The 22,790-nt window shown below is 34.7% G+C and carries 27 protein-coding genes and 5 pseudogenes; 10 read left to right on the top strand and 22 right to left on the bottom strand.

The window, feature by feature from the left end:
• A partial coding sequence (locus MHB74_RS29015; protein ID WP_340844941.1) for an exosporium leader peptide-containing protein occupies window positions 1-996 on the bottom strand: 996 nt, incomplete at its 3' end.
• 359 nt (window positions 997-1,355) lie between these two features.
• Here MHB74_RS29015 and MHB74_RS29010 point away from each other — a divergent pair.
• Window positions 1,356-1,913 carry a recombinase family protein gene (locus tag MHB74_RS29010; protein WP_000583545.1) on the top strand — a complete coding sequence of 186 codons (558 nt, stop codon included), beginning with the start codon at window positions 1,356-1,358 and terminating at the stop codon, window positions 1,911-1,913.
• 144 nt (window positions 1,914-2,057) lie between these two features.
• Window positions 2,058-2,177, top strand: a pseudogene (locus MHB74_RS29005) (CPBP family intramembrane glutamic endopeptidase); the annotation flags it as partial.
• Between the two features lie 210 nt (window positions 2,178-2,387).
• On the opposite strand, the gene MHB74_RS29290 reads toward MHB74_RS29005, so the two are convergent.
• The 3 genes and pseudogenes from MHB74_RS29290 to MHB74_RS28995 form a co-directional block, all read right to left on the bottom strand.
• Window positions 2,388-2,684 (bottom strand): methyl-accepting chemotaxis protein, encoded by a 297-nt coding sequence (locus MHB74_RS29290; protein ID WP_372684182.1) that lies wholly within the window; start codon window positions 2,682-2,684, stop codon window positions 2,388-2,390.
• A 129-nt stretch (window positions 2,685-2,813) separates the two neighbouring features.
• Window positions 2,814-3,128, bottom strand: a pseudogene (locus MHB74_RS29285) (PAS domain-containing protein); the annotation flags it as partial.
• A 224-nt stretch (window positions 3,129-3,352) separates the two neighbouring features.
• Window positions 3,353-5,023 (bottom strand): M4 family metallopeptidase, encoded by a 1,671-nt coding sequence (locus MHB74_RS28995; protein ID WP_000754399.1) that lies wholly within the window; start codon window positions 5,021-5,023, stop codon window positions 3,353-3,355.
• A gap of 580 nt (window positions 5,024-5,603) precedes the next feature.
• On the opposite strand from MHB74_RS28995, the gene MHB74_RS28990 reads away from it, so the two are divergent.
• The 4 genes and pseudogenes from MHB74_RS28990 (at window position 5,604) to MHB74_RS28975 (ending at window position 8,488) form a co-directional block, all read left to right on the top strand.
• The gene (locus MHB74_RS28990; protein WP_061678416.1) at window positions 5,604-6,416 is read left to right on the top strand and encodes a papain-like cysteine protease family protein; all 813 of its coding nucleotides are present in this window, start codon (window positions 5,604-5,606) and stop codon (window positions 6,414-6,416) included.
• Window positions 6,417-6,442: 26 nt separating this feature from the next.
• Window positions 6,443-7,078: pseudogene (locus MHB74_RS29280) on the top strand (hypothetical protein).
• Window positions 7,079-7,369 (top strand): annotated as a pseudogene (locus MHB74_RS28980) (recombinase family protein); the annotation flags it as partial. It abuts the pseudogene before it with no gap.
• A gap of 162 nt (window positions 7,370-7,531) precedes the next feature.
• Window positions 7,532-8,488, top strand: a complete 957-nt coding sequence (locus MHB74_RS28975) for a hypothetical protein (RefSeq protein WP_000511678.1) — start codon at window positions 7,532-7,534, stop codon at window positions 8,486-8,488.
• Between the two features lie 88 nt (window positions 8,489-8,576).
• Here the strand turns inward: MHB74_RS28975 and MHB74_RS28970 are convergent, their stop codons facing one another.
• The 5 genes from MHB74_RS28970 to MHB74_RS28950 are packed head-to-tail and all read right to left on the bottom strand — an operon-like array spanning window position 8,577 to window position 10,076.
• Complete coding sequence (locus MHB74_RS28970; protein ID WP_061678415.1) at window positions 8,577-8,969, bottom strand: NucA/NucB deoxyribonuclease domain-containing protein; 393 nt, start codon at window positions 8,967-8,969, stop codon at window positions 8,577-8,579.
• Between the two features lie 22 nt (window positions 8,970-8,991).
• A complete protein-coding gene (locus MHB74_RS28965; RefSeq protein WP_000389052.1) occupies window positions 8,992-9,243 on the bottom strand; it encodes a YueH family protein in 252 nt (83 codons plus the stop codon).
• 10 nt (window positions 9,244-9,253) lie between these two features.
• Window positions 9,254-9,484, bottom strand: a complete 231-nt coding sequence (locus tag MHB74_RS28960; protein ID WP_000658017.1) for a hypothetical protein — start codon at window positions 9,482-9,484, stop codon at window positions 9,254-9,256.
• A gap of 24 nt (window positions 9,485-9,508) precedes the next feature.
• Window positions 9,509-9,919 (bottom strand): tyrosine-type recombinase/integrase, encoded by a 411-nt coding sequence (locus tag MHB74_RS28955; protein ID WP_002028802.1) that lies wholly within the window; start codon window positions 9,917-9,919, stop codon window positions 9,509-9,511.
• Window positions 9,920-9,950: 31 nt separating this feature from the next.
• Window positions 9,951-10,076, bottom strand: coding sequence for a hypothetical protein (locus MHB74_RS28950; protein WP_000160190.1), 126 nt, complete (start codon window positions 10,074-10,076; stop codon window positions 9,951-9,953).
• A gap of 298 nt (window positions 10,077-10,374) precedes the next feature.
• Between MHB74_RS28950 and MHB74_RS28945 the strand changes: the two genes are divergently transcribed.
• Both MHB74_RS28945 and MHB74_RS28940 read left to right on the top strand, forming a co-directional pair.
• Window positions 10,375-10,947 carry a DUF6037 family protein gene (locus tag MHB74_RS28945; RefSeq protein ID WP_001177549.1) on the top strand — a complete coding sequence of 191 codons (573 nt, stop codon included), beginning with the start codon at window positions 10,375-10,377 and terminating at the stop codon, window positions 10,945-10,947.
• Window positions 10,948-10,971: 24 nt separating this feature from the next.
• The gene (locus MHB74_RS28940) at window positions 10,972-12,000 is read left to right on the top strand and encodes a hypothetical protein (protein WP_000878402.1); all 1,029 of its coding nucleotides are present in this window, start codon (window positions 10,972-10,974) and stop codon (window positions 11,998-12,000) included.
• A 175-nt stretch (window positions 12,001-12,175) separates the two neighbouring features.
• Here the strand turns inward: MHB74_RS28940 and MHB74_RS28935 are convergent, their stop codons facing one another.
• The gene (locus MHB74_RS28935; protein ID WP_000070879.1) at window positions 12,176-13,060 is read right to left on the bottom strand and encodes an Rpn family recombination-promoting nuclease/putative transposase; all 885 of its coding nucleotides are present in this window, start codon (window positions 13,058-13,060) and stop codon (window positions 12,176-12,178) included.
• 245 nt (window positions 13,061-13,305) lie between these two features.
• Between MHB74_RS28935 and MHB74_RS28930 the strand changes: the two genes are divergently transcribed.
• Window positions 13,306-13,941, top strand: coding sequence for a DUF6338 family protein (locus MHB74_RS28930; RefSeq protein ID WP_001033845.1), 636 nt, complete (start codon window positions 13,306-13,308; stop codon window positions 13,939-13,941).
• A gap of 31 nt (window positions 13,942-13,972) precedes the next feature.
• Window positions 13,973-14,095: a hypothetical protein gene (locus MHB74_RS28925; protein ID WP_012580577.1), complete on the top strand. Its 123-nt coding sequence runs from the start codon at window positions 13,973-13,975 to the stop codon at window positions 14,093-14,095.
• Between the two features lie 61 nt (window positions 14,096-14,156).
• Here the strand turns inward: MHB74_RS28925 and MHB74_RS28920 are convergent, their stop codons facing one another.
• The 12 genes and pseudogenes from MHB74_RS28920 to MHB74_RS28865 form a co-directional block, all read right to left on the bottom strand.
• On the bottom strand, window positions 14,157-15,107 hold the full coding sequence (locus MHB74_RS28920) for a caspase family protein (protein WP_000274130.1): 951 nt from the start codon (window positions 15,105-15,107) through the stop codon (window positions 14,157-14,159).
• A gap of 15 nt (window positions 15,108-15,122) precedes the next feature.
• Window positions 15,123-15,536 carry a TIR domain-containing protein gene (locus tag MHB74_RS28915; protein ID WP_000157351.1) on the bottom strand — a complete coding sequence of 138 codons (414 nt, stop codon included), beginning with the start codon at window positions 15,534-15,536 and terminating at the stop codon, window positions 15,123-15,125.
• Between the two features lie 257 nt (window positions 15,537-15,793).
• Window positions 15,794-15,922 (bottom strand): annotated as a pseudogene (locus MHB74_RS28910) (Rpn family recombination-promoting nuclease/putative transposase); the annotation flags it as partial.
• Between the two features lie 20 nt (window positions 15,923-15,942).
• Entirely contained in the window at window positions 15,943-16,149 is a 207-nt protein-coding gene (locus MHB74_RS28905; RefSeq protein ID WP_012580580.1) for a hypothetical protein, read from the bottom strand.
• A gap of 31 nt (window positions 16,150-16,180) precedes the next feature.
• Complete coding sequence (locus MHB74_RS28900; protein WP_000600086.1) at window positions 16,181-16,501, bottom strand: hypothetical protein; 321 nt, start codon at window positions 16,499-16,501, stop codon at window positions 16,181-16,183.
• 127 nt (window positions 16,502-16,628) lie between these two features.
• Window positions 16,629-16,925, bottom strand: coding sequence for a hypothetical protein (locus tag MHB74_RS28895; protein ID WP_000636253.1), 297 nt, complete (start codon window positions 16,923-16,925; stop codon window positions 16,629-16,631).
• Between the two features lie 25 nt (window positions 16,926-16,950).
• Complete coding sequence (locus MHB74_RS28890) at window positions 16,951-17,271, bottom strand: hypothetical protein (protein WP_000248033.1); 321 nt, start codon at window positions 17,269-17,271, stop codon at window positions 16,951-16,953.
• Window positions 17,272-17,289: 18 nt separating this feature from the next.
• Complete coding sequence (locus MHB74_RS28885; protein ID WP_061678413.1) at window positions 17,290-17,874, bottom strand: hypothetical protein; 585 nt, start codon at window positions 17,872-17,874, stop codon at window positions 17,290-17,292.
• Between the two features lie 24 nt (window positions 17,875-17,898).
• Window positions 17,899-19,026, bottom strand: a complete 1,128-nt coding sequence (locus tag MHB74_RS28880; RefSeq protein WP_061678412.1) for a peptidoglycan DD-metalloendopeptidase family protein — start codon at window positions 19,024-19,026, stop codon at window positions 17,899-17,901.
• A 27-nt stretch (window positions 19,027-19,053) separates the two neighbouring features.
• On the bottom strand, window positions 19,054-19,452 hold the full coding sequence (locus MHB74_RS28875; protein WP_000683510.1) for a hypothetical protein: 399 nt from the start codon (window positions 19,450-19,452) through the stop codon (window positions 19,054-19,056).
• Between the two features lie 56 nt (window positions 19,453-19,508).
• On the bottom strand, window positions 19,509-22,232 hold the full coding sequence (locus tag MHB74_RS28870; protein ID WP_061678411.1) for a CD3337/EF1877 family mobilome membrane protein: 2,724 nt from the start codon (window positions 22,230-22,232) through the stop codon (window positions 19,509-19,511).
• Entirely contained in the window at window positions 22,229-22,738 is a 510-nt protein-coding gene (locus MHB74_RS28865) for a hypothetical protein (protein ID WP_061678410.1), read from the bottom strand. Before MHB74_RS28865 ends, MHB74_RS28870 begins: the two co-directional genes overlap by 4 nt.
• Between the last annotated feature and the right edge of the window lie 52 nt (window positions 22,739-22,790).

Below are 22,790 nucleotides of genomic sequence, written 5' to 3'. Positions count from 1 at the left end.
TCCTGTAATTCCAGTAGGACCTGTAACTCCGGTAGAACCAGTGGCTCCCGTAGGACCAGTGGCTCCCGTAGGACCAGTAGCTCCAGTAGGACCTGTAACTCCAGTAGGACCTGTAACTCCGGTAGAACCAGTGGCTCCTGTAGGACCAGTGGCTCCCGTAGGACCAGTAGCTCCCGTAGGACCTGTAACTCCGGTAGGTCCTGTAGAACCAGTTGTTCCGGTAGCTCCAGTAGGTCCTGTAATTCCAGTAGGACCTGTAACTCCGGTAGAACCAGTGGCTCCCGTAGGACCAGTAGCTCCCGTAGGACCTGTAACTCCGGTAGGTCCTGTAGAACCAGTTGTTCCGGTAGCTCCAGTAGGTCCTGTAATTCCAGTAGGACCTGTAACTCCGGTAGAACCAGTGGCTCCCGTAGGACCAGTGGCTCCCGTAGGACCAGTAGCTCCCGTAGGACCTGTAACTCCAGTAGGTCCTGTAGAACCAGTTGTTCCGGTAGCTCCAGTAGGTCCTGTAATTCCAGTAGGACCTGTAACTCCGGTAGAACCAGTGGCTCCCGTAGGACCAGTAGCTCCCGTAGGACCTGTAACTCCCGTAGGACCTGTAACTCCGGTAGAACCAGTGGCTCCTGTAGGACCAGTGGCTCCCGTAGGACCAGTAGCTCCCGTAGGACCAGTAGCTCCCGTAGGACCTGTAACTCCGGTAGGTCCTGTAATTCCCGTAGGACCTGTATCTCCGGTAGGTCCTGTAGTTCCCGTAGAACCAGTGGCTCCGCTAGGACCGGTGGCTCCCGTAGGACCTGTAACTCCGGTAGAACCAGTGGCTCCCGTAGGACCAGTAGCTCCAGTGGGACCAGTAGCTCCGGTCGGACCGGTCGGTAGTGTAAATGGTGGAGTTGGCGGCAATGTAGGGCCTACAAGACTAGGATCAAACGCTGCAGCAGATATGAAATCAGCTTGGGCTAATTCGTTTGAATACTCTTCTTCATTCTCATCTGACATTATATACCTCCTTTCTCTTTAAAAAATTTATTCAATGTAGGGCTTGTACATACTATAAATTATAAAAAAACAGTCTTTTCTAAAATAATTGAAAATATTCTTTGGATTTTCAAAGATTTATTTATTTATTTATTTATTATTAATCAAGGTTAATCTCATTTGTATTTTATAAAAAAATCCATTAAAAGAACTCTTACCAAAAACCAATATTTTTGTAACATTTCTCCCCTTGCTTCTATTTCTATATTTATAAGGGTTTTCGAGTTACAAAAAATAGTTACCAAAAGTATTACCAAATACCTTTACAATAAATGAACCTTCGGTACAATGAAAATATATGATTGTACAGGAGGAAGCAAATGATTATTGGTTATGCACGCGTATCTACGATTGATCAAAATTTAGATCGGCAAATCCATTCACTTACTGAATATGGATGTGAAAAAGTCATTCAAGAAAAATTCACTGGAACAATTCGAAAAAGACAAGGTCTTATAAATTTGTTTGATGTGATAAGAAAAGGAGATACTGTTGTAGTTGAAAGTATCTCACGTTTAGGACGGAAAACATTAGATATCCTAAGTATTATCCAACAGTTCGAAGAAATAGGAGTTCAATTTGTATCATTGAAAGAGAATATGGATACAGGAACGCCTACAGGTAAGGCTATGTTGCAAATGATGTGTGTCATTGCAGAATTAGAAAGAAATTTGATTGCAGAACGAGTGAAAGAAGGATTAGAAGCAAGTAAGAAACGTGGAAAAAAATTAGGTAGACCCAAATTAGAAAAAGAAAAACTCTCAATTGCATTACGCATGTATGACAGTAAAGAATACTCTATTAAAGAAATTGTAGAAGGAACTGGTGTATCACAAGGTTCTCTTTATCGAGCAATTAATCAACGAAAACTCGAATAAACACAGAATTAATAACCCTCTAAGTTTTCTATGCACCCTCTACATATTAAAGAGCCAATTTACTCTTAACGGGGTAAATTTCGGCTCTTTTTTAGATAAATTCTCTTAGCGTGGTTTTTTTCCGAAATGCTGGCGGTACCCCTTGTAGTGATAGGGTTGGGCTTTATTGCTTTGCTTATCCTTATTTTCACACGAGGCAACCTTGGATATAAGCAAAATTCTAATCAGGTAGGATTCAGTAACAGCCAAACTATAAGTGAATAGAAACGAAAACCATAAAATAGTGTTAATGGATTTAGGGCGGTATCCCTACTATTTTAATATTTACGTATCCGATTAGAGCGAGTTTACTATTAAACATAATTATTAAAACTTTAGAAAATAGTAATCACTTGAAAGGCATGTAAGACATGCCTTTCTTTTTTATGTATAATTTATAGCTTAACTTCAAAAGATAGTTCTTTATGCTTATATTCACCCCACAATATTTTCGAACTTTTCCATAGTATTACTAATTTCAATTTGATTATTAATCACTTCTCTTTGTAATTTTTCAGTCACATTCCTAACAATGGTTACACCATTTGTGATACTCTCTACATTTAAATTTATTTTTTTTATTGCACCATCAACATTACTTGCCAATCTTCTTACCTCTTCTGCTACTACTGCAAATCCACGTCCATGTTCTCCTACTCTTGCCGCTTCAATTGCTGCATTTAAAGATAAAATATTAGTTTGGGAAGAAATTTCCTTAATCATTTGAGCAATTTCACTTACTAAGTTAATCTGTTCTTTTAAAGATTGTAGAGCTTTCATATTTTCCTTAGAATTAATGTCGACTTTACTTCCTAAATCTATAGATAAATTCTTTAAATGTGAAACAACTTCTCTTGTTTGATTTTCACGATTTGTAATATCCGTTGCAATTTTTAGTACAGCATCTACTACCCCTTGTTCATTTTTAATTGGAATATAGGTAGCCTCAAACCAAATTAAATCGCCTTTTTTACCAACTCTTTGAATTTTCTTTTGAAACTTAATTCCCTTTTTTAAATTCTCCCATAACTGATTATATTCTCTACTATTTATAAAACTATGGGGACAAAATTGTTTATGTACCATGTTCTTCATTTCACTGATTGTATAACCTAAAGCTTGTGCAAAATGATCATTTACCCAAATTACCTCTGTATCTAAGTTAAATTCTATCATTGCTAAATTGGATTCCAGTCCAACCAAAATCATTGTTTGATCTAGTACCTGATTGCTTACACTTGATGAAAGATTCATAATAACCTCCATTTATCGTTTACACATATTATAACATTTAATAAATATAATTAATACAATAAAAGGACCTACTTGTATTAACAAGACATAGGTCCTTTTATGATTTAAATGTTAAAAACATAAAAATATTATAAACGAATTTTAATTTACTTTACGCCCACTTGATTCCAAGCATTTTCTACTGCTTTATAGGTTGCACTACCATAGCCATCATAATCAGCTGCGGATTGTAATAAAGCTGTACGAGCTTGTTTAAAATCACTTGTTGGTGTTAAATATGTTGTTAACGCGCGATAATAGATCTTTTCTGCTTTCTCTTTACCAATAGCATTGATTGTCAGATATGCAGCCTTATTCGGAATACCACTATTAATATGTACCCCACCGTTATCGCCTTCTTCAGTTGCAGGAAGGTATTGATAATCCCTCATATGAGAAGGTTGGCCATATTTTTCAGGATTTGATAAACTGCGAAGTGCATCTCCAGAAATACCAGGCGTATATACAGCTTCTCCTAAATCCCAATTTGTTGGATCAACAAAATATCCAAATACATCAGAGAAAGATTCATTTAATGCACCTGATTGATTTACATAACGAAGATCAGCTGAATACTGTGTCACAGCGTGAGTTAATTCATGCGCAACAACATCAAGGGAACCTGAAAGTGGAGAGAATATGCGCCCATCACCATCTCCATAAACCATTTGCTGCCCATTCCAAAATGCATTATTTACATTTACTCCATAATTTACACCAGAGCGAATTGTTTTTCCTTTTCCATCAAAACTGTTACGATTGTGAATATTTTTATAGTAGTCATAGACTTTTCCAGCATTATAATGAGCATCGACCGCAGGTCCTTGATCTTTATTTATCCAAGCATTATCATTATCCAGTAGACGATAGTTAACTGGATAATCTGCATCACTATGATTTACCGTAAATGTTTCAATATAGCCTCCATTCATAGGCTTTGTTGTGTCTTTTAAATAGTATTTTTTCTGTACACTATCAAATGTTGTATTCAGTTCTTTTCGATCCCCTAATACTCCATATCCATATCCTTTTTGAGCGCTATCTGCGTCTGTAACTGCATTATATGAATCTATGATTGATCCATCTTCTGCATTCACATAAATTTGCCAGTTAGCTCCATAAGGTTTAATAAATTGCAGTTGCACTTTAAACGTTAGATAATACTTTCCGTCTTTTTCATATACAACTAAGTCCGCTTTTTCATTTGTAGAATCTAAGTTTTCTTTTACCTGGTCTAATGTGTTTCCATCTACTTTTACTAATGTATCATTTTTTGTAAGTTTAATATGTTTCCAAGCATTTGAAAGCGCTGTTTCTTTTGTAATCTTTGCTTCTGTATCACCTTTTAAACTTTCTGCAGCAGCCGGATGAACATCTCCATTTACTGTTTTTACCTTGCCCTCTTTATCTGTATGAACAATGAATTGTGCACCATCAACAGGCACCTTATTTACAGACCTTGTATAAACATAATGTTTCATACCTAAATCATCCGATTTCACTTCTTTCAGTGTCAGATCCGTTTGTGGATTTACCTTAAATAGTTCTTTATTTTCTTCAAGAAACTCTTTCACTGCTTTTTGAGTTTCTACCTTTTTATCAGATAATTCACCTGAAAGAAATGATGGACTTCCTTGTTCCTCATTCCAATTCTTTTGTTGCACTTCCATTTTATCCATTACTTCTTTTTGGGATGCTTGTTCTTCTGCAAATGCAGTTGAAAAAGGCGCACCTAACATTGTTCCTGCAGCAAGCAATGTAATAACAGTTTTTTTCATACATTTTCCCCCTTCAATATAAGTAAAATAAAAAATATAATTACAAAATTAAATATACAATTACTTTCAAAGTATTTATATAGATATGAATAATTACATATTCATATCTATAAAGTATTGTCTATTCCCAAAATGAATTCAGAATATTAAAATTAAAGGGCGTAAGGATGTTTCTAAAAAATGAGTTGAAGGGATGATTTTGAATACTTCATCTATAAAAAATGCCTGCAAATTTCTCTAGGGGTATTTTTATGATTTATTATTGATTGATTCCTTTTCTATCTACTATTTTCTTATAACAGCCATGTTTAACTATCTTTCTCACATTTTATGATCCTATTTATTAGCTAGAGAGCATTCCAAAACTAGATTTTAATTGTGTCATATTTATTACATATTAGAATTCCAAGAGGTATTATAAGGATATTTGAATAAATTAAAATAGTATAGAAATAAAATGAAAGGAGTATTACATCATGAGTTATAAAAAAGTAGTGTGTACTTGAAATTTTAAAAAGTTAAACAACTTAATTTTTCGTTTTAATAGTGTTTTAAACATACCATATGAGGATGTGAGAAGATGAAGCTTGCACAAAGAATTTTAATTATAGTTGCATTTATTTTATCTCTGTGGAATTTTTCTAATGTCAATGATGTGTTTGCCGAGGAAGTTGAATTTTCAGGTGTAACTGCTCCCATCGGAGTAAATGTGCGCGATAATAAAAATTTAACTGGAAATATAATAGATGTTCTTCAAGGAAATCAAACCGTTTACTTCAATGGTTGGGAATATGGAGAGGGATTAAAGGATTATTGGACTGGAAGTATAGATAATCGTTGGTTTTATTTTTTTAAAAACGGTAAAAAAGCATATGTTGCTTCGGCATTTATAAATGGAAATCCACCTAATTCTACAACAACTGTTAAATTAAATGTTCCTAATATTAAACAACAGCAGTCTAATTGGTGTTGGGCAGGTACTTCAGTATCTGTTTTAAACTATTTGGGGCAACCAACTACACAACAGCAATTTGTAGGATATGTAAAAGGTGGCTTATACAATTATCCAGCTACTTCTAGAGAAATACAAAATGGTCTTAATTATTTTGGTTTAACTTCAACAATTAATAGGGGAACTCTTTCTTATGATGGGTTTAGAAGCCAAATTAATAGCAATAAGCCAATAATTACACTTATTAACTGGAAAAATGGAGGGAATATTGGTCATTTTCTTGTGTTAGATGGTTATTTTAAAGGTATAAATAATATGAACTATATTACTTATATGGATCCTTGGTATGGAGATCATTATCAACATAACTTTGAATCATTTAAAAATAACGATAGATTTTGGTGGAATGAAACAGTTCAAGATATTAGTAGAGAATATTAAATGAAAATAAGAAGGGAAATAAGTTTATGAAAAAAATAACGAGAACTATAATTTTAGTTGTATTTTTTAGTATTGCATTAATAAGTATGAATAAAATTGCTCAAGCAACTGATAACTCTAAAGAATCACCTGAAAAGATAGCACTAAAAGATTATCAAAATAGTAAAGGCACTCTATTAAAAGATGGCAAGCAACTTCATCAAAATCATAATTTTACGTCTAATTCAACTTTAGAAATATCCACATTTTTTTCCATGTTTATGAAATACAACAACAAAACATTATAAATAATGACTCCAAAAATCTATCTGAATATTTATTGCCTACAGATGAAAAATTATGGTTTATTTTAAATAGAAACAACCCAGAGGGATTAATTTTTACAAACGAACAAGAGCCTATACGTATGGGGGGGAGAAAACCGTAGTAAAGATTTATATAAAATCTATAGGTCTATACAAACAAATGTAAAAAAAATCAAAGAAATTATATATATTGAATTTGAAGGACAAGGATTATTTGTTGTTTCTCACGAAAATGGAGAAGAAGTATATGCAAGTGAGGGTGCTTCTCTTATCTTAGGAGTTCCATCAGCAAAAAAAATTAATCCTGATGAAATCATTTTAAAAATAAAGGAAAGAATTCTCTTATCTCAACAATAAGATTTAGGAATAGATACGAGAACGCCAACAGGAAAATTCTTTTTAACCGTCATGGCCGCCTTTAGTGAACTAGATCGAGAAATGATTAAGGAGAAACAACGTGCGGGAATAAAGTTAGCGAAACAAAAAGGAGTGTATAGAGGAAGATTGAAGAAATATACAGACAAGCACCCAGGTATGAATCATGCGATTGAATTAAGGAAGCATACCAATAAAACTGTTAAGGAAATCTGCCAGATTACAGGTGTGAGTCAGGCCGCTCTGTATCGTAGATTAAAAGAACTTGAATAAAGTTCTTTCTTTAATTTGTAATTAAACCCCAGAGTGGCCCCTCATACCCAGAATCGTTTCCGTACCCCTAAAATAACTGTTTTTAAAAATAACCCATTATCTTCCTTGAAATATTTGATACTATAAAATAAAGAACATTCAATTTATATAGGAGGGTGTAAAATGGGAATTAAAATGTCTAGTGCTTATCATCCCTTTTTAAATAGAATTGTCGGGATTGATGAGATTCAAGAAAATGAAGCCTTACAAACTGATTTATACTGTACTGATGAAAATTGTCGTAAACAACTTAGTTTTGTGGATGAGTTCGAACGTAAATATAATGACAAAACAATAAAAGTAAGAGCATTTCTTCGCTTAGCTGGTAAAGAAAAACATATTGAAACTTGCCAATTCAACACTGCTGATCAAGTTAAAGTAATTGCAAGAAGTGCAGAAGACTTAATGACTAGCTTAGAAAATGGAAAGTATGAATTTAGACTACATGTTATTAAAAACGCTTTACACAAAAAGAAAAACAGCGCTGTAGCTAGTGATGTTTTAGTACCAACAGGTGCCAAACAAAAGAATCCTCAAAAAGTTTATGAAAATAAAGGGAAGCTTTCTTCTTACCTTGCATCTATGAAAAAAATTATGCAGTTACGTACTCAACTTGAAGATCAAGACAGAGAATTACGTAATCTTGTAGTATTAAAATTTCATAACAAAAAGATTGATTGGAATAAATTTTTTTATGATACCGAGAATTTTAGGGAGGCTTTCGACTACCTTTCTACATCTCCAGATCATCCCATTTGCCTTCATGGTCGAATTAAATCAATAAACAAACCAACTGAAACATTCCCATACCATAGCATTTCACTTTATTCTCCTTGGGTTGAAAAAGCAGATAAAGATAATATAAAGCGAATTCCTTCCGTTTCTATTACGATTTATAATAAATCACTTGTTGAGGAAGTTATGCAAAAGTTTGAAGAAGGGATCAAACATATAGCTATTTTTTCCGATATAAATTATAAAGTTTCAAAAATAGTAATAGATGAGAAGAAACAAGAAAAACCTCAATATTTAAATTTGCAAGGAAAGTTAAACCGTCAAAAACAAATCCATATGTATTAAGTTGATCGAAACTTTTATTAAAGATCCCTAGTTACAATTAATTCCGTAACTAGGGATCTTTAATATTATATCCATTGCAATCAATTTCCTAATTTACTTTACAACAATTTTCACCTGCGCCACGATTATCAGCTGGTTTTATATGCCTAATATCAGCACCTTTTCCGCCTTCACGACAAAGGTCCATAGGATATTCATCCCGATCATATCCTTTTTTCGTTGGAACATTTGCTAATGATTGTTTTCTTCTTTCTGCGGCTCCACCCCGATCAATTGTACAAATATCTGTTTTGCCACTTGCAATCGCATCTTTAATATGCGCCGCGGTTTCCGGATACTTATTTGATGGAAACTCTATAACTTGTGCAATATCTTGTGTTCCACTTGTTTGTTTTGCAGGATTTGAATTTTGAATTGCTGAACATCCCGAAAATAGTAATCCCATTACTAAAATACTACTTACCGCCCCTTTAAAATTCATTATGCTCCCCCTTATGAAAATCTTAATCGAATTGGCTAAACGCGTAGTCATAAAATGCATCTGCAACATTCTCCACAAGATGATAAGAAACATACTTCTCCAATGCTTTCATTAACCTAGGCTTTTCATCTATAAAATTAATCGTGTAATCTATTAAGAAACTCCAATTCCAGGATGGAATTGCAATCAAACAACTATTTTTCATCTCATGTTCGCAAAAATAAACTGTTGGTGATTCATAACTTTTTAGAATTTCAAACTCTACACATTCCATCTATACCCCCCTATTCTTTATTGCTTAAATTAGAATATTTCTTATATCTTTTTTGTATATCATTAGTAATACTTATACTGACTATAATTGCTACCGCCAAGTACTTTATGTATTTAAAACCTGTATGCCCTACAACAACTATACTTCCAATAATAAGAACTATCGTGGTAAGAAATGAGATGATAAAAATACGTTCGTACTTTCGGGATTTACTTTCCTGTTCTAATCTTCCCTCTTTCATACTCTGGTTTCCCCCTTTGGATTCTTATAAAGTGAAATCCTCCATTGTTTTACGAATTTCATCAGCTTCGACACCAATGTATTGTAAAGTTTGACCTTGCGTCGCATGGCCAAATAGTTTCATCAAATAGTACACATCTTTCTTTCTCTGATAATAGTGATATCCAAACGTTTTTCGCATACTATGTGTTCCCCATTGTTCTGAATCAATACCGCAAGCCTCGGTCGCCTTATACAAGAAATTATGTACCATTTGTCTTGTAATGGGTTTATCCCCTTGACGACTTGGAAAAATCCAATCAGAATCAGCACGATTGCTTGTGTATTTCGCAATTTCTTGTTGTAAGACTGAATTGAAATACACTTCTACCGTTGTATCTGTTTTTTCCATTTTAATTTTCATGCCATCTTTTCCACGAACATCTTTTACACACAACCGTAAAATGTCACTAATGCGTAAACCTGTGTTAATTCCAAAATAAAAAGTAATTTCGATATGAGGAATTTTGCAACAGCCAATCTTTCATTTCTTCAATTTTTTCTATTGAACGAATTAGCTCATTTGCCCCAGGTTTTCGTCCCCCTTTCGTCATAAAACTTGACCTCCTAAAACTCTGTTGTAAGCTACAATATGTAAAACTTACTTTAACAATAACTATATTTTGTTAAACTGATAATCTTTTTCTTTTTATTTTATAGCGAAAAAAAAACAGTAATACCATAGAAAATCGCATGATATCGCTAGTTCTTATGAGTTTAACATTTTGTATCTTTTGTAAAACTTGTTTTCTGTTTTTTATTTTACCTTAATTTGCAAATGGTTTATAATTATATTATTCCGAATAATTAAACGTTATAATTGGACCATTATTTTATAGGAGGGCTTTACAAATGCAATTAACAGGACTAGAGCCATTGTATAACAGTATGATCGAACAAGACCTTCAACGTGTGAAATTTTCAATAACCATTAATAAAGCTGTTTTTAGTATTATTTACATAATAGATTCTACGCCTCATGCACTTGCTATTGGAGTAAGAAATAAAAATCTCTTCTTTGAAGTTGCCGTCAAAAAAGGATTTATTATTAATCCGTATTTAGGGGACAAATACGGGGACATTTGCGAAGCACTAGGATTAACTTCAAGTCCTTCACAACCTTTTAGTCCAAAGAAATTTTATGAGGAAATTAACAGCAAAATTCCAAATACCACAAGCCCCAGACAGCTTCCAAAACCAAGAGACTTTGCACCTTATAGAAAAGATGTAGAAGAACCGGAGAAAATTTACTTTTATGACTGGAGAGACAACACAATAAGGGGGGAAAAAGTTAGACCTAAGAATCTCGCTAAAACCAAACAATGGCTGAGTGAAGAGGCATATAAAATGTGCAAAACCTATAATATTAGTAGTTGTTGGACTGCAGATCCATCTAAAGAAAAAGAATTCACATTACCAAGATAAGCACTTAATACAAGGAGAGGGCTTATGAAATACGTTCAAGATTGTGAAGACCAAGAAACATATTATTTCCATGATACAACTTCATCAAATTTGGCAAACCTCTATCGTTATCGGGTACGCTCTCCTTTAGTGGGTGCTTGTATTGAAGGTGGCACAATAAATGATATAGAAATTGTACCTTTTACCATTGATAATGAACGGTATAATTTTACTAGATATTATCTAACATCCTTAATTAAATTCGCCTTTAATATTCAAAGACGTTTAGGATATGAAGAGACATACTATATGCCCATTGAATATGGACAAAATGTTTATCGCCATAAATACTTTGAAGATACCTTGTCCTTAGCAAATTCAATTCCTGATGACATGTTTTATGAAGCGATTAGAGACATCCAGAATATCTATAATCATGTTCAATACATGCTAAAAGTATGTGAATTAGTAGAAGAGGGGGGATTTATACGAGTTTATCGCTCTTTAAATACTATCGAATTAGCACAAGTCCTACGCCAAATAGACATTGGCGGTTTAAATAATCCAGAATTTTCATTCGAAATTGATACAAATATTTTGCTATCTGGACAATGCTTTAATAGGAATTTAGATACAGCTTATGGTCACAAATTGATAAAGGTTGGTTTTAAAGTCCCAGTCGAAGACATTATTATGCACCCCGATTTTTTATTAACCAAATATGCTAAAGCCTCTTATACACCCAATAGTCTAAAATATGAAAATGAAATTTTGTTTGTAAATAGGCACCCTAGAGGTAAACTAACATTTAAAACTAAAGATATATATGACATAAAAAAAGAAGCTTGTTATAAAAATATTGAAACTTTGAATCAAAATAGAGAAAATCATACTACTTATGGGAAACAATATACACGCCATAATAAATATGTAAATGATGCTGCATATTATTTAATGCTAGATACTCAATTTTTAATGGCAAATGATCAATTACAAGATGCTTTAGCAAAGTTAAAGCCACGATTAAGAAGAAAAGTGATAAAAGCTCTTACTAAATGGTATACACAATCCTGAGAAGCCGTTATGTATAAAATCAGCAAAAATTACGCTCTTTTAATTTTCTATTCTGATGATTACGGGGTATGATGCATATACGCGAGATACCCATCATCCATATAAAAACGGATACCCTTTTTAAAAGTGCGTATCCGTTTTTATATGGCAATGGATATTCATTATTTTTAACCATTTAGGCTTGTAAAATGTTACGTATTTCTTCTATACGTAAATTTGTAAACTTTGCAATATCTTCTATTGGCATTCCGTTTTTGTGCATACCACGAATAAGCTGTATTTTCCCTTTTTCAATGCCCTTTTCAATCCCTTTTTGTTCTGCATAAGCAAATTTTGCGGCTTCATCCATCAACGCTTTCTCCCTCGCTTCATACGCTTGTCGGAAAGAAGAATCTTGACTCATACGTTCCCATTTATTCATGGCTTTTTGTAAAATCGGGTCTTGGCTCATCGCAATATCCTCCAATGTTTGGGTTAATTGTTCATCTTCATTCGCTGGAAGTAATAATAACCAACGAACAAACGAATCTTCCCAGGGATTTACTTGTTCATTCCGCCACTGTTGCATCAGCTTTGGAATCTCCACAATATGAACTTCAATATCATCACTTAACTTCTTTTGTTGCTGTTGATTCCATAGAATGCCTGTTGTATGGAATGCCTTGTATTCAGGAAACATAACGAAATTTAACAAATTAATCGTAATTGTTTTATGAAGGGAACTATACGGCATTCCCTTTTGTAGCTGGGATGTATATAGCCTTCCCCAATAATATAAACTTCTCTTAATCATATCATGATTGTTATTCAGCTGTATTTCTACATTTACCTTTGTACCTGTATCTAATGTAGCGGAAATATCTAAAATCGATAATTTATCCTCTTCATGTTCTCGGTGCAAGTGTGGATCTTCTAATTGTAACGAAACAATAGGTGATTCTAAAGAATCCTGCAACATCGCGTTTAAAAAAGCAATCAAAATATCTTCATTTCCACTTGTGCCAAATAATTGTTTAAAAGCAAAATCAATGCGTAAATTCACTAATTGTTGGTTGGACATGGGTTTTCCTCTCCCCATCTCATATGATGTTTTTCTTTCATTGTACATAAAAAAGTGATACACACGCAACTAAGCCCTTATGTCAACATATTAATTTGTATTCCTTCAGAAAAGTTCTTCAAAATCCATCTCATATAAATCTCCTTTACATTATCTATTTTACAACAAAACATACCACTTACTATACAGCTCTGTTATAATTAAATATCTAAAAATATATACTATAAATTAGCCTAAAAGGAGGATTGAACAAAATTTCAGAGTTAACAATCAGACTATTACTTATATTTTTCCCTGGCATTATTTCATTACTATTCATTGATACTCTAACACCTCATAGGGTAAGAGAGTTTAAAATGTTTCTACTTCACTCCTTTATACTAGGGTTAGCATCGTATTTTTTATTATATGTATTCATTTCTATTAATAACTTTTTCGTTATAATGAAAGGACTAATCCCTACATGGAAAGTTAGCTTCCTAAACTCTCTAGTCAACAAACAAGCATCTATAGATATCAAAGAAGTTGTAATTGCCACATTTGTGGCGATATTATTAGCCTTTGTTATTTCTACAATACTTAATCGTAAATTTCTGCATAAATTAGCAAAAAAAATAGGGGTCAGCAAAAAATTTGGTCAATTAGATGTTTGGTCATATGTATTCGATTCACCACAATCCGTTTGGGTAATTATTAGAGATTTAGAAAATGATTTAATGTATCAAGGATGGGTTGAAGCTTTTTCCGATACATTCGATAATAATGAACTTTTCATTCGAGATGTAGATGTATACAGAAATTCTGATGCTCAAAAACTTTACTCTATGCAAGCAGTGTACATCACTAAAGATAAATCTAATTTAATAATTGAATTCCCTTAAAAGCATAATATTTTGTACAGGAGGAATTATAATGGAAAAAAATAAAAGTTTACAAGAAAGTTCTATAAAAAAAGGTGGATTAAATGATAAACCTTTAACACCTAGACCTCCCGCTCCACCTGCACAACCACCTAAACAAAACAAAAATAATTAAACTAAAAAGAAGCTAGTATACTAGCTTCTTTTTAGTTTAATTATAGGTTAAATACCAACTTTTATATCTTACGTGCTTTTGCCAACTTCCAATAATGATATCCCATAGCAGTTAAACGGCAAGCTGTTGAATTCACAGCAGCATAATACATGTGTTCTGCATCAACTGGTACTACCAATCCAACACGTGCTAGCTTCTGAAGATTTCCAAAAATCTCTTCATTTATAGGATTACGTGGTTCTTCTGTTGGTTCAAACGATGGATCTAATGAGAAATACTCTTCTTGACTAGCAAAATATTCGCTTAGTTTTCTAAGGAGTTCCACAGAAATAGGCGGATTAACTGTCCTTAATGATGTAAATGTAGACACGTTTGTTTTAAATATTGGTCGTTGATCCCATGCGCCTAACGTTCTATCTATATAAGAATATACACTACTTGGTGTAATGTTCCCCATCAAATCTGAAGCTCCACCATGTAATGCTTCTACTAACAACGATGTAAATACGCTCGAACCATCAACTTCTAATGCCGGTTCATTTTTCCTACTAGCTGTTAGAACTGTCATTCCTTCACAAATAGAAGCTAATCCCGTTGTTTTATTACTGTCCTGTATACCAAACATCCCCGAATTACAACAATCTAATATAATAATTTTATTTTTAGCTTTTGATTCAGTTGCGAAACTTAAAATATCATGCATGGATACTCCTTCATTATCTGTTTGATAATCAGTTGTAGCCACATATCCACCCGTAGATGTTACAACCCCATGACCAGAGAAATACAAAAGAGCAACATCATTTTCACCTTCAAACAACTCACGTATTGCTGCTTTTAACCCAACTTTGCTACATTCGTCTGTAATAAGTTTACAATCAAAATTAGGAGAACCATCGCTATTACTTTGCAGTACACTATGTACACTATGTGCGTCGCTTATCGCTCCTTTTAAAGGAGCTGTCGGGTAATTACCCAGACCTATAATAAGTGCTTTTTTCGCACCATACATATCTACCTTCCTCCTTTACAGTTCACCCTTAATTGCCTTGATTAATGACTTTGAATTCCATTTTACAATAACATCCGCATTGTCTTTTACTTTTTTAGATGTCCTTTGAGAGCCGAAGCGTTCCACTGCTATGATTTTTTTAGGAACGATAAATCCTGTTTTAGCCAATTGAATTTCTTCATCAATCCATTTGCTGTATGAAGAGTATACTCCTGCTAAAATAATAACCACATGACACGAACTCATTTGCCTCTTAATTGCTTCGCGTAATTCTTTATCATTCTTTGCATTATGAATCGGATCATTTTTAGGAACTGAATAATTTTTATATAAAAAATCCTCATCTTTATTTAACAATTCTATTAAACCTTCATATTCGTTGCTATAAGCCCATGAATGACTTATAAACAGGTTGTACTTACTAGCCAAATCAATTTCACCCTTCCTCTATAAGTTCTCAAAAAACACGTCAATTGAGATATCTCTATTATACCTAATTTAATGTCAGGAAGAACATATATTTACCAAAATCTACACTCATTCTTTTAAACATTACACTTATAACATTTTTCAACTCTTCCATACTTAGCCAATACTAATGAACTTGAAAATACACTAAAAAGACTATCGGTATAATAGGTACAAAAACACCATCTACAAATACTGTAAATGGTGTTTTTAGTCATTTATATTTGTAAAATGTTTCGTATTTTTTCTATACGTAAATTTGTAAATTTTGTAATATCTTCTATCAGCATCCTATGTTTATGCATACCGCGAATAAGTTGCATTTTCCCTTCTTCTATTCCCTTTTTAGGGAACTTTTTTCATTATTTTATTCAATCGTATATCGACTATCTTCTGAAACACATAAATTGGCCGCATTCACTTTTATACTACACTTTCCTAATCGCCGTTTTACTTCCGATTGTAATTTTTCATTTGCTTCCTCTAGAGAACTTGCTGGAATAATTGTAGATTGTGAGCCTGTTACCTTGCCACTATACATCACTGAAAAGTTCAATTCATATTGATGTATCAAGATTTCTCCACTCCTTTTTTCATGGATTTCCTCACAGATCATTCTTATTTGTCGCTTGCTCCTGTTGTTTTTGAAGATAGGTACGCATTTGCGGTACATACCAGCTTTTTCTTAAGCGGATGATCGCAATTCCCACAATTAAAATCAAAAAGGCTTGTAGGAAAATATCTTGTGTTTCCCATAACGTGCACAAATACAGAAGACTTCCCGAACAAAAATAATACATGGCCAATAATAGGTTTATATTTGCGATTATCATTTGTTTCTTTACAATCGCGGCAATTCCTGCCAAAACAAGCGTACAAACTCCTATACTTAGCAAAATATATGCAATAACCTTAAAAAGAATCATCTTCACACCTCTTTTTCTTTAAAAATTCATTTGAACTACTTAAAAGGCTGAATAAGGGTCACAAACTCATTCGATACCAAATGTATTAACAATCCCTTTAAAATTAATTACAAGCGAATTTGAGGCGTCATTTTTTCTGGAATGGAAACTTTTTGTGTTGAAAATCATATATACTTTGTTTTCCAACACATCCAATTGAAAAACCTGTAAAAAAAGTTGCACCTATGATTTTTAAACCCCATTGCCATGTGTTTTCCTGTAAAAAATGGTGCGAAACATAGAGACATACTCCTGTACAAATAATGATCCAGATTCCATATTCATCATATTTTCTCTGTTCTAATTTTTGTTCCTGGAACGGATACACCTGGATAAACAAAAAGGCTATCAGCAAAACTGACAGCCCAATTCCCAATACAATCATTCTTTATCGCCCCATTTCCACTAGATTACACCTCTTTATAGCGCTTCTGTAACAATTGCTGTACACGTGCCGCATACATTCTAAAATAGGGAATGTTTTGCGCGGCAACCTTTCCAAAATCCATTTGCATTAATGTTTCTTCTAACAGTTTGAACTCGAATTCTAAAAATGTATCATGCTGTTTCTGAATCGAATGTGGGATGTTATGCAAGGCATCCGCAATTTCTCGCACATATGTTACACTGGATTCATCTTGGCTTGAATAGGAAAATACATTTCGAATCAATACAAACGTTTCTTGCAATATTTCATACCCGATATGATGCAATACATTTTGATTCACCAACTCCCCTCATTCCTTTCTCTATGGTCCTTCAATTCCTGTATTGATTTGGAACTCATAATTTTCTACAAACCATTTCTCACCTTCTAATACTAAATTTAATTTCATAGTGTGTTTTTCTTGTTGTTCTGTTCCATCAACCGTTACAAGATAATCATATTTAACTGTTACATCCGCTTTATTATCAGCGGTTTTGATGTAATACATATCTGTTATCTTTGCTTTCGTTTGAATGTGCATAGAGCCATCATCTTCTATATGGTTATGTGCATCCTCTGGCGCATTTAATAATTTGTTTCGTGCTTCCCCTGTTATCATTTCTTTGATCTTTTCAAATCCTGGCTTTTCTTTTTGCTTGTTATCATTCTGTATTAACAGCTCTACAAACTGTTTTGCTACTTCTTGCCCTTTATCTTGGGTATTTTCTGTTAAAACTGTTACACGCTTTTCCAATGCTCGATTCTCTGTTTTTAGCTCTTTTACTTGTTCCGTCCATTTCTTTTCTGTCTGCTCAACTTTATGCTGTAAGGTGCGATTTTGATTCCATAACCATACACTGATACCCACTAGTACAACTATGATTAAACCAACGATTCCCTTTTTCATCCCTAATCCTCCCTTTCTTTCCGCTTATTTCGGCAAATAAGGTGCTGGGTCGACTTGACCAAACGTCAAAGATGTTTTGATCTCAAAGTGAAGATGTGGCCCTGTTACTTGCCCTGTTCTTCCACAAACACCTATCTGTTGACCGACTCCAATGTTTTGACCTTCCTGTACAGTAATGGACGACATATGACCGTATAAACTCCAATATCCATTCCCATGATTGATTACAACTACGTTTCCGTATCCGCCAAACCCCGAACCGGAAGCGCCAAATTTCGCCCACTCTACAACGCCACCTTTCGACGCGGCAATTGGTGTGACACCGTCTTGGCAAGAATAATCAATACCTTTATGAATAGTGCCCCAGCGTGGCCCAAATGGGCTTGTAATCGTTGTTTGAGCGATAGGACGAATAAACCCTTGTGAGCTTGCTGATCCAGTATCTACAACGCCGCCTGGCTTTCCCGCTTCACAATTAAAAGTAAGGCCGCCCATTTGCGCCACAAACTTTGTTACTAATACAGGCCATAAACCATTTGTGCCATGCGGATCATTTGCGGCTCCTGGCGGTGCATATTTCGCTCCTATTGCTTCTATTGTTGTAATCCCCATACCGATATAATTTTTATATAAGTTTCGTGCCATAGCGTTGATTCCTTCATCTAAAGTGGCGAACTTCATGAATCCTTTCATTTGTGAACTACCAGGGTCCATGAGGCCACCAGGGTTGTTATAGTTCTTTACTGCATTAGAAGTACCATTACCCGTTTCCAATCTTGCAATGGCCGCTAGTAAAACGGGATCGATTTGGTTTTGTGTTCCTGCATTTAAAAAGGCTTGTGCTTTCCCTGTAAAAACGCCGCCCAGGTGGGGTTGTAGTTCTTCTGGTGCCACTGTTTTTCCACCTGGCCGACAAACCGTCATTCCATTACTTGGGATGGTTGCTGGTGCTTCCTCTTCTTTTTTGCCAATGCCTTGCCCCAAAACGATAAATAAAAGAAATCCAATACAAACGAACAATCCTATCGTGAAAGTAGAACTCCCAAAAAGAAATGTCAGTAACCAGGATTTCTTTTTCTTCTTCTTTTTTTGTTCTTGTGCAATCTCTTCTTGTACCGTTTTATCTACAACTTCTTTTATTTCTGGTCTCATATCATCCCTCCCCCCTTACAACATGTATCAAGATTGATTGGAATACTTTCGAACAATCAGCCCATATGTAAGGGCCAAAAGAATAGGTATAATCGCTAAAACATGAAATAGTAACGTTAAAAGAGTAGATTGCTGGTTTTGTATAAAGTCTAATAATCCAAAATGACCGATTCCTACAAACCAGATAAAAAAGGCTAGTTTGGCCCTGTCATCAATAGAGCAACGTAACTCATTATGGATAATTTGGAGAGTTAAAAGAATAAGCGTATACCAGATAAGTAACCCTAAACCAATCCATCCTAATAAATCTGTCGGCCATTCTCTCTGTATGAAAAGAATGATTATGTTCATCCACCCTAAACACCCAATACAGAGAAAAATACTGATACTCACCATTTTCATACACGTTAATCCCCAGTGTTTCATAGCTATATCGCTCCTTTTTTCGTAAAAAAATAGTAAAGTCCTAAAAGTCTAGGACTCTACTCATCTTTTTTTTGTGGCTCCAAATCATCTAAGTTATCTAAGTTTTGTGGATCAGTAGAAGGCATCCAATTTTCACTTCCCGCGGCTACAGCTCCATATTGTATATCTGGTGTATCGATTGTTTCCGCTTCTCCTTGAATCGGTTCATTTTTGCTTACTTCTTTCTCATTTACTCGTGTTAAATCAGTAGGGGAAATGGATTCCGTTGGGATAAATGAGTCAGAAGAATTTATTTCTTGTACAGTTGACTCGACATCTATATTAGGTTTTTTTGCAACAATCTCCCCAGACTCATTTACTTCTGCAGGAATAGCATCTGGAATATCTGCACTTGTTGTTTCTGGTGTATGAGGGACAATGACACCCTCCTCATTTACATCTGCACGAATTGTATGTGGTATTAAAGGATCATTTGCCTCTGTTTCAATTGGTGTTGGGATTTCTTGTTGTGGAATATGTGTTGAAGTTTCCTGTTCTGGCTGTATTTCTTCTCTTGAAATATCCATCGGAATTTCTTCTGTTGGAATGTCTTGTTGTGGGATATCGGATGGGATTTCTTCAAATGTTTCATGATCTGGTAACACTTCCTCTAATGGAAGTTCTTGTGTTGGTACTTCTGTTTGAATCTCTTCATATGCCTCCATATCGCTTGAAACTTCTTCTAGTGGCATTTCTTGTTCTGGTACCTCTGTTTGGATTTCTTCATATGCCTCCATATCAGTTGAAACCTCTTCTAATGGTACCTCTCGTTCTGGTACTTCTGGTTGTACCTCTTCGTATACTTCTATATCAGGCGGAATATCTCCTAATGGTACCTCTTGTTCTGGCACTTCTGGTTGAACTTCTTCATATCCCTCTATATCAGCTGGCATTTCCTCTCCTGTTGGAATTTCCTCATCTTCTAAAGATACAAGTTCTGGTTGAACTTCCATTTCTGATTCTTCTACTTCTGTTCCTTCTTGTTGTTCTTCCATTTCTTGTTCTAATGCTTCCTTATCTAAGCTGATAAGGTCTTGTTGCATTGGTGCCTCTTCTTCACCTGGTGTCGTTTGTTCTTTTCCTTCCTCTTCCTGCTGTGGTAAATTCCCTTCTTTATCACGATCCTGTAAGGAAATCAGCTTTCCTTTCTTTTTATTCTCTTCTTTTTCTTGTTCCGTTTGATTATTTGGTAAATCGTTCGGTATATTCGCTTGCACTAACGGGTTAGCTTTTGTCTTTTCGTTGTCTGTCCCTGCATTTTCTAACTGGCCGCCTGCCGCCGCTAATTCAGCCGCGCTGTTAAAATGTGCTCCCATTTTGTCTCCAATATAAGACATTGTATTTCCAGCGTACTCTTTTCCTTTATCTACAAAGTTTTCAGTCATAAGAGATATATTTGTGACCGTTTCATACACGCCGCGCGCTCGACTAAAGGCCGCAACAATATTTCCTCTAAACAGGTAGCAAAGAACGAAAACAAGAATTTGAAAAATCATTGTAGACACATATCCTGCAACGCCCGCTTCTGGTAATACATACAGTAATTCTGCCACCGTAAAGATGATAACAAGCATAACTGACATAAATATTTTTAATGCCAATGGGCGAATCCATTGTGAAGCCCAGCTTTCAATAACTCTGCGGTGTCCTGGCAATAGAGCCACCGCCATAACGATTGGTGAGATAATACTCATGACAAGGAACCATAATTGGAATGCTACAATTAGTAAACAAAACGCAATTACTGGAACACCTGCGAATGTATTCACGACATAATACATGACTGTAAATACAAGACGCTCTCCCACCGATGAAATAACCATCATTTGGTTTCCATCATCTGTTACTTCTTTTCTAACTAGATCATCACGTTCTTTACCTGGTGCTTTCGCTAGTAATCCATCTACTCTTTTAGTTCCTATTTTTTCTTTAGAATCTTCCCCATACTGTAGAAACAAATATGGTCGTTCAACCAATAAATCCCAAATCTGCTTTTTCACTGAAAAAATTGCATCTGCTTTAGAACGTCCTGGATCACCCGCAACCGTTCCCGTTGCTTTCGCCAATACTGTTACACTAATTTCAGAACTAATTGTATTCGCACTCTTTAAAATTGTACTTGCGTTCCCGATGTACGTAACAATAAAAGCAATGACAAATACTGTTTTTACTAATTCACTTAAACCTTTTGAGGGTTGGCGTTTAATAAAAAAGATATATCCCGCATAACAAGCGGATAACACACACGCAATGCCGATAATTGCTGGGAATAACCCCGAAGATAAAAAGCCGCCTTTTCCAATACCAGCAATATTTTGCATAGCCGCTCCTAATTTATCTGCAACCGTATCTACAATATCCAGGTTCAACGCTTGATCGACTAAAAAGATGGTTAATTGGCCCAGAATCACATTTAACTGAAAGGCCATATTCGCAAACCATTGACAAGTTGTATACAATATCCGTTGTAAGTCTTTTCCCACACTATCATCACCAAATAAGTATCCACCAACTTTTTGAAACACGTTTTTATCGTCTTCTTTCGGCTGGTACGTATCAATTTCGTAATACTTATCTTTGTAAATCCCGTCTGTGTACCCACTAAATAGATTTTCAGAAATTCGTGCTCCTTTTTGTTCTTGTTTTTCTTCTGTTTTTGTATCTTCCGCTAGGGCCACATGAGGCCCTAACGGTAGTAAAAAGAATACAAGAATCATACAAATAGAGAAAAGTTTTTTCATTCCTTTTGCCCCCATTTATGAACATGAACTGGCTCTATACTTCCCACAATAGAATCTAAACTATTATGACCATCCCAGTTCCATTCGTAATTTTTCCATTTCCCGTCCTTTTCATCTTTTACTACTTTCAATTTCATTCCCATCTGTGCATTTTCTACAGGATCAAAGTATTTCACACGATAGTAATACTCATTTTCTCCTTCTTTTAAGTCAAATCGGTATAAGTCATATCGCTCCTTCATTCCCTTACTAGCACCTGGATGTTTAATTCGATCTTCTCCAAAATCAAATTTTTTGTATTGTAATTCATTCATTTTTTTTCGATCCATTTCAATATAGGCTCTTACATAGTTCATTGCGGCTTTATCCGCTTCTTTCATGTCACGTTCTTTCTGACTCTCTTGTTGATTTACATTACTTTTCGTTTCATTTGAGCAACCCGCAATCCCCGTTACCATTAACATTCCTGCTACACATAATCCAGATAACATACGTAATTTTTTCATCGTTCCATCCTCCATATACAGATAATTTAGAATACTCTTATCTGTATTGTAA

Source organism: Bacillus sp. FSL K6-0069 (genome assembly GCF_038007785.1).
In the GTDB taxonomy this organism is placed as follows: domain Bacteria; phylum Bacillota; class Bacilli; order Bacillales; family Bacillaceae_G; genus Bacillus_A; species Bacillus_A mobilis.
The sequence above is the reverse complement of the archived record's forward strand: the minus strand, read 5'-3'. Positions and strand labels throughout refer to the sequence as shown.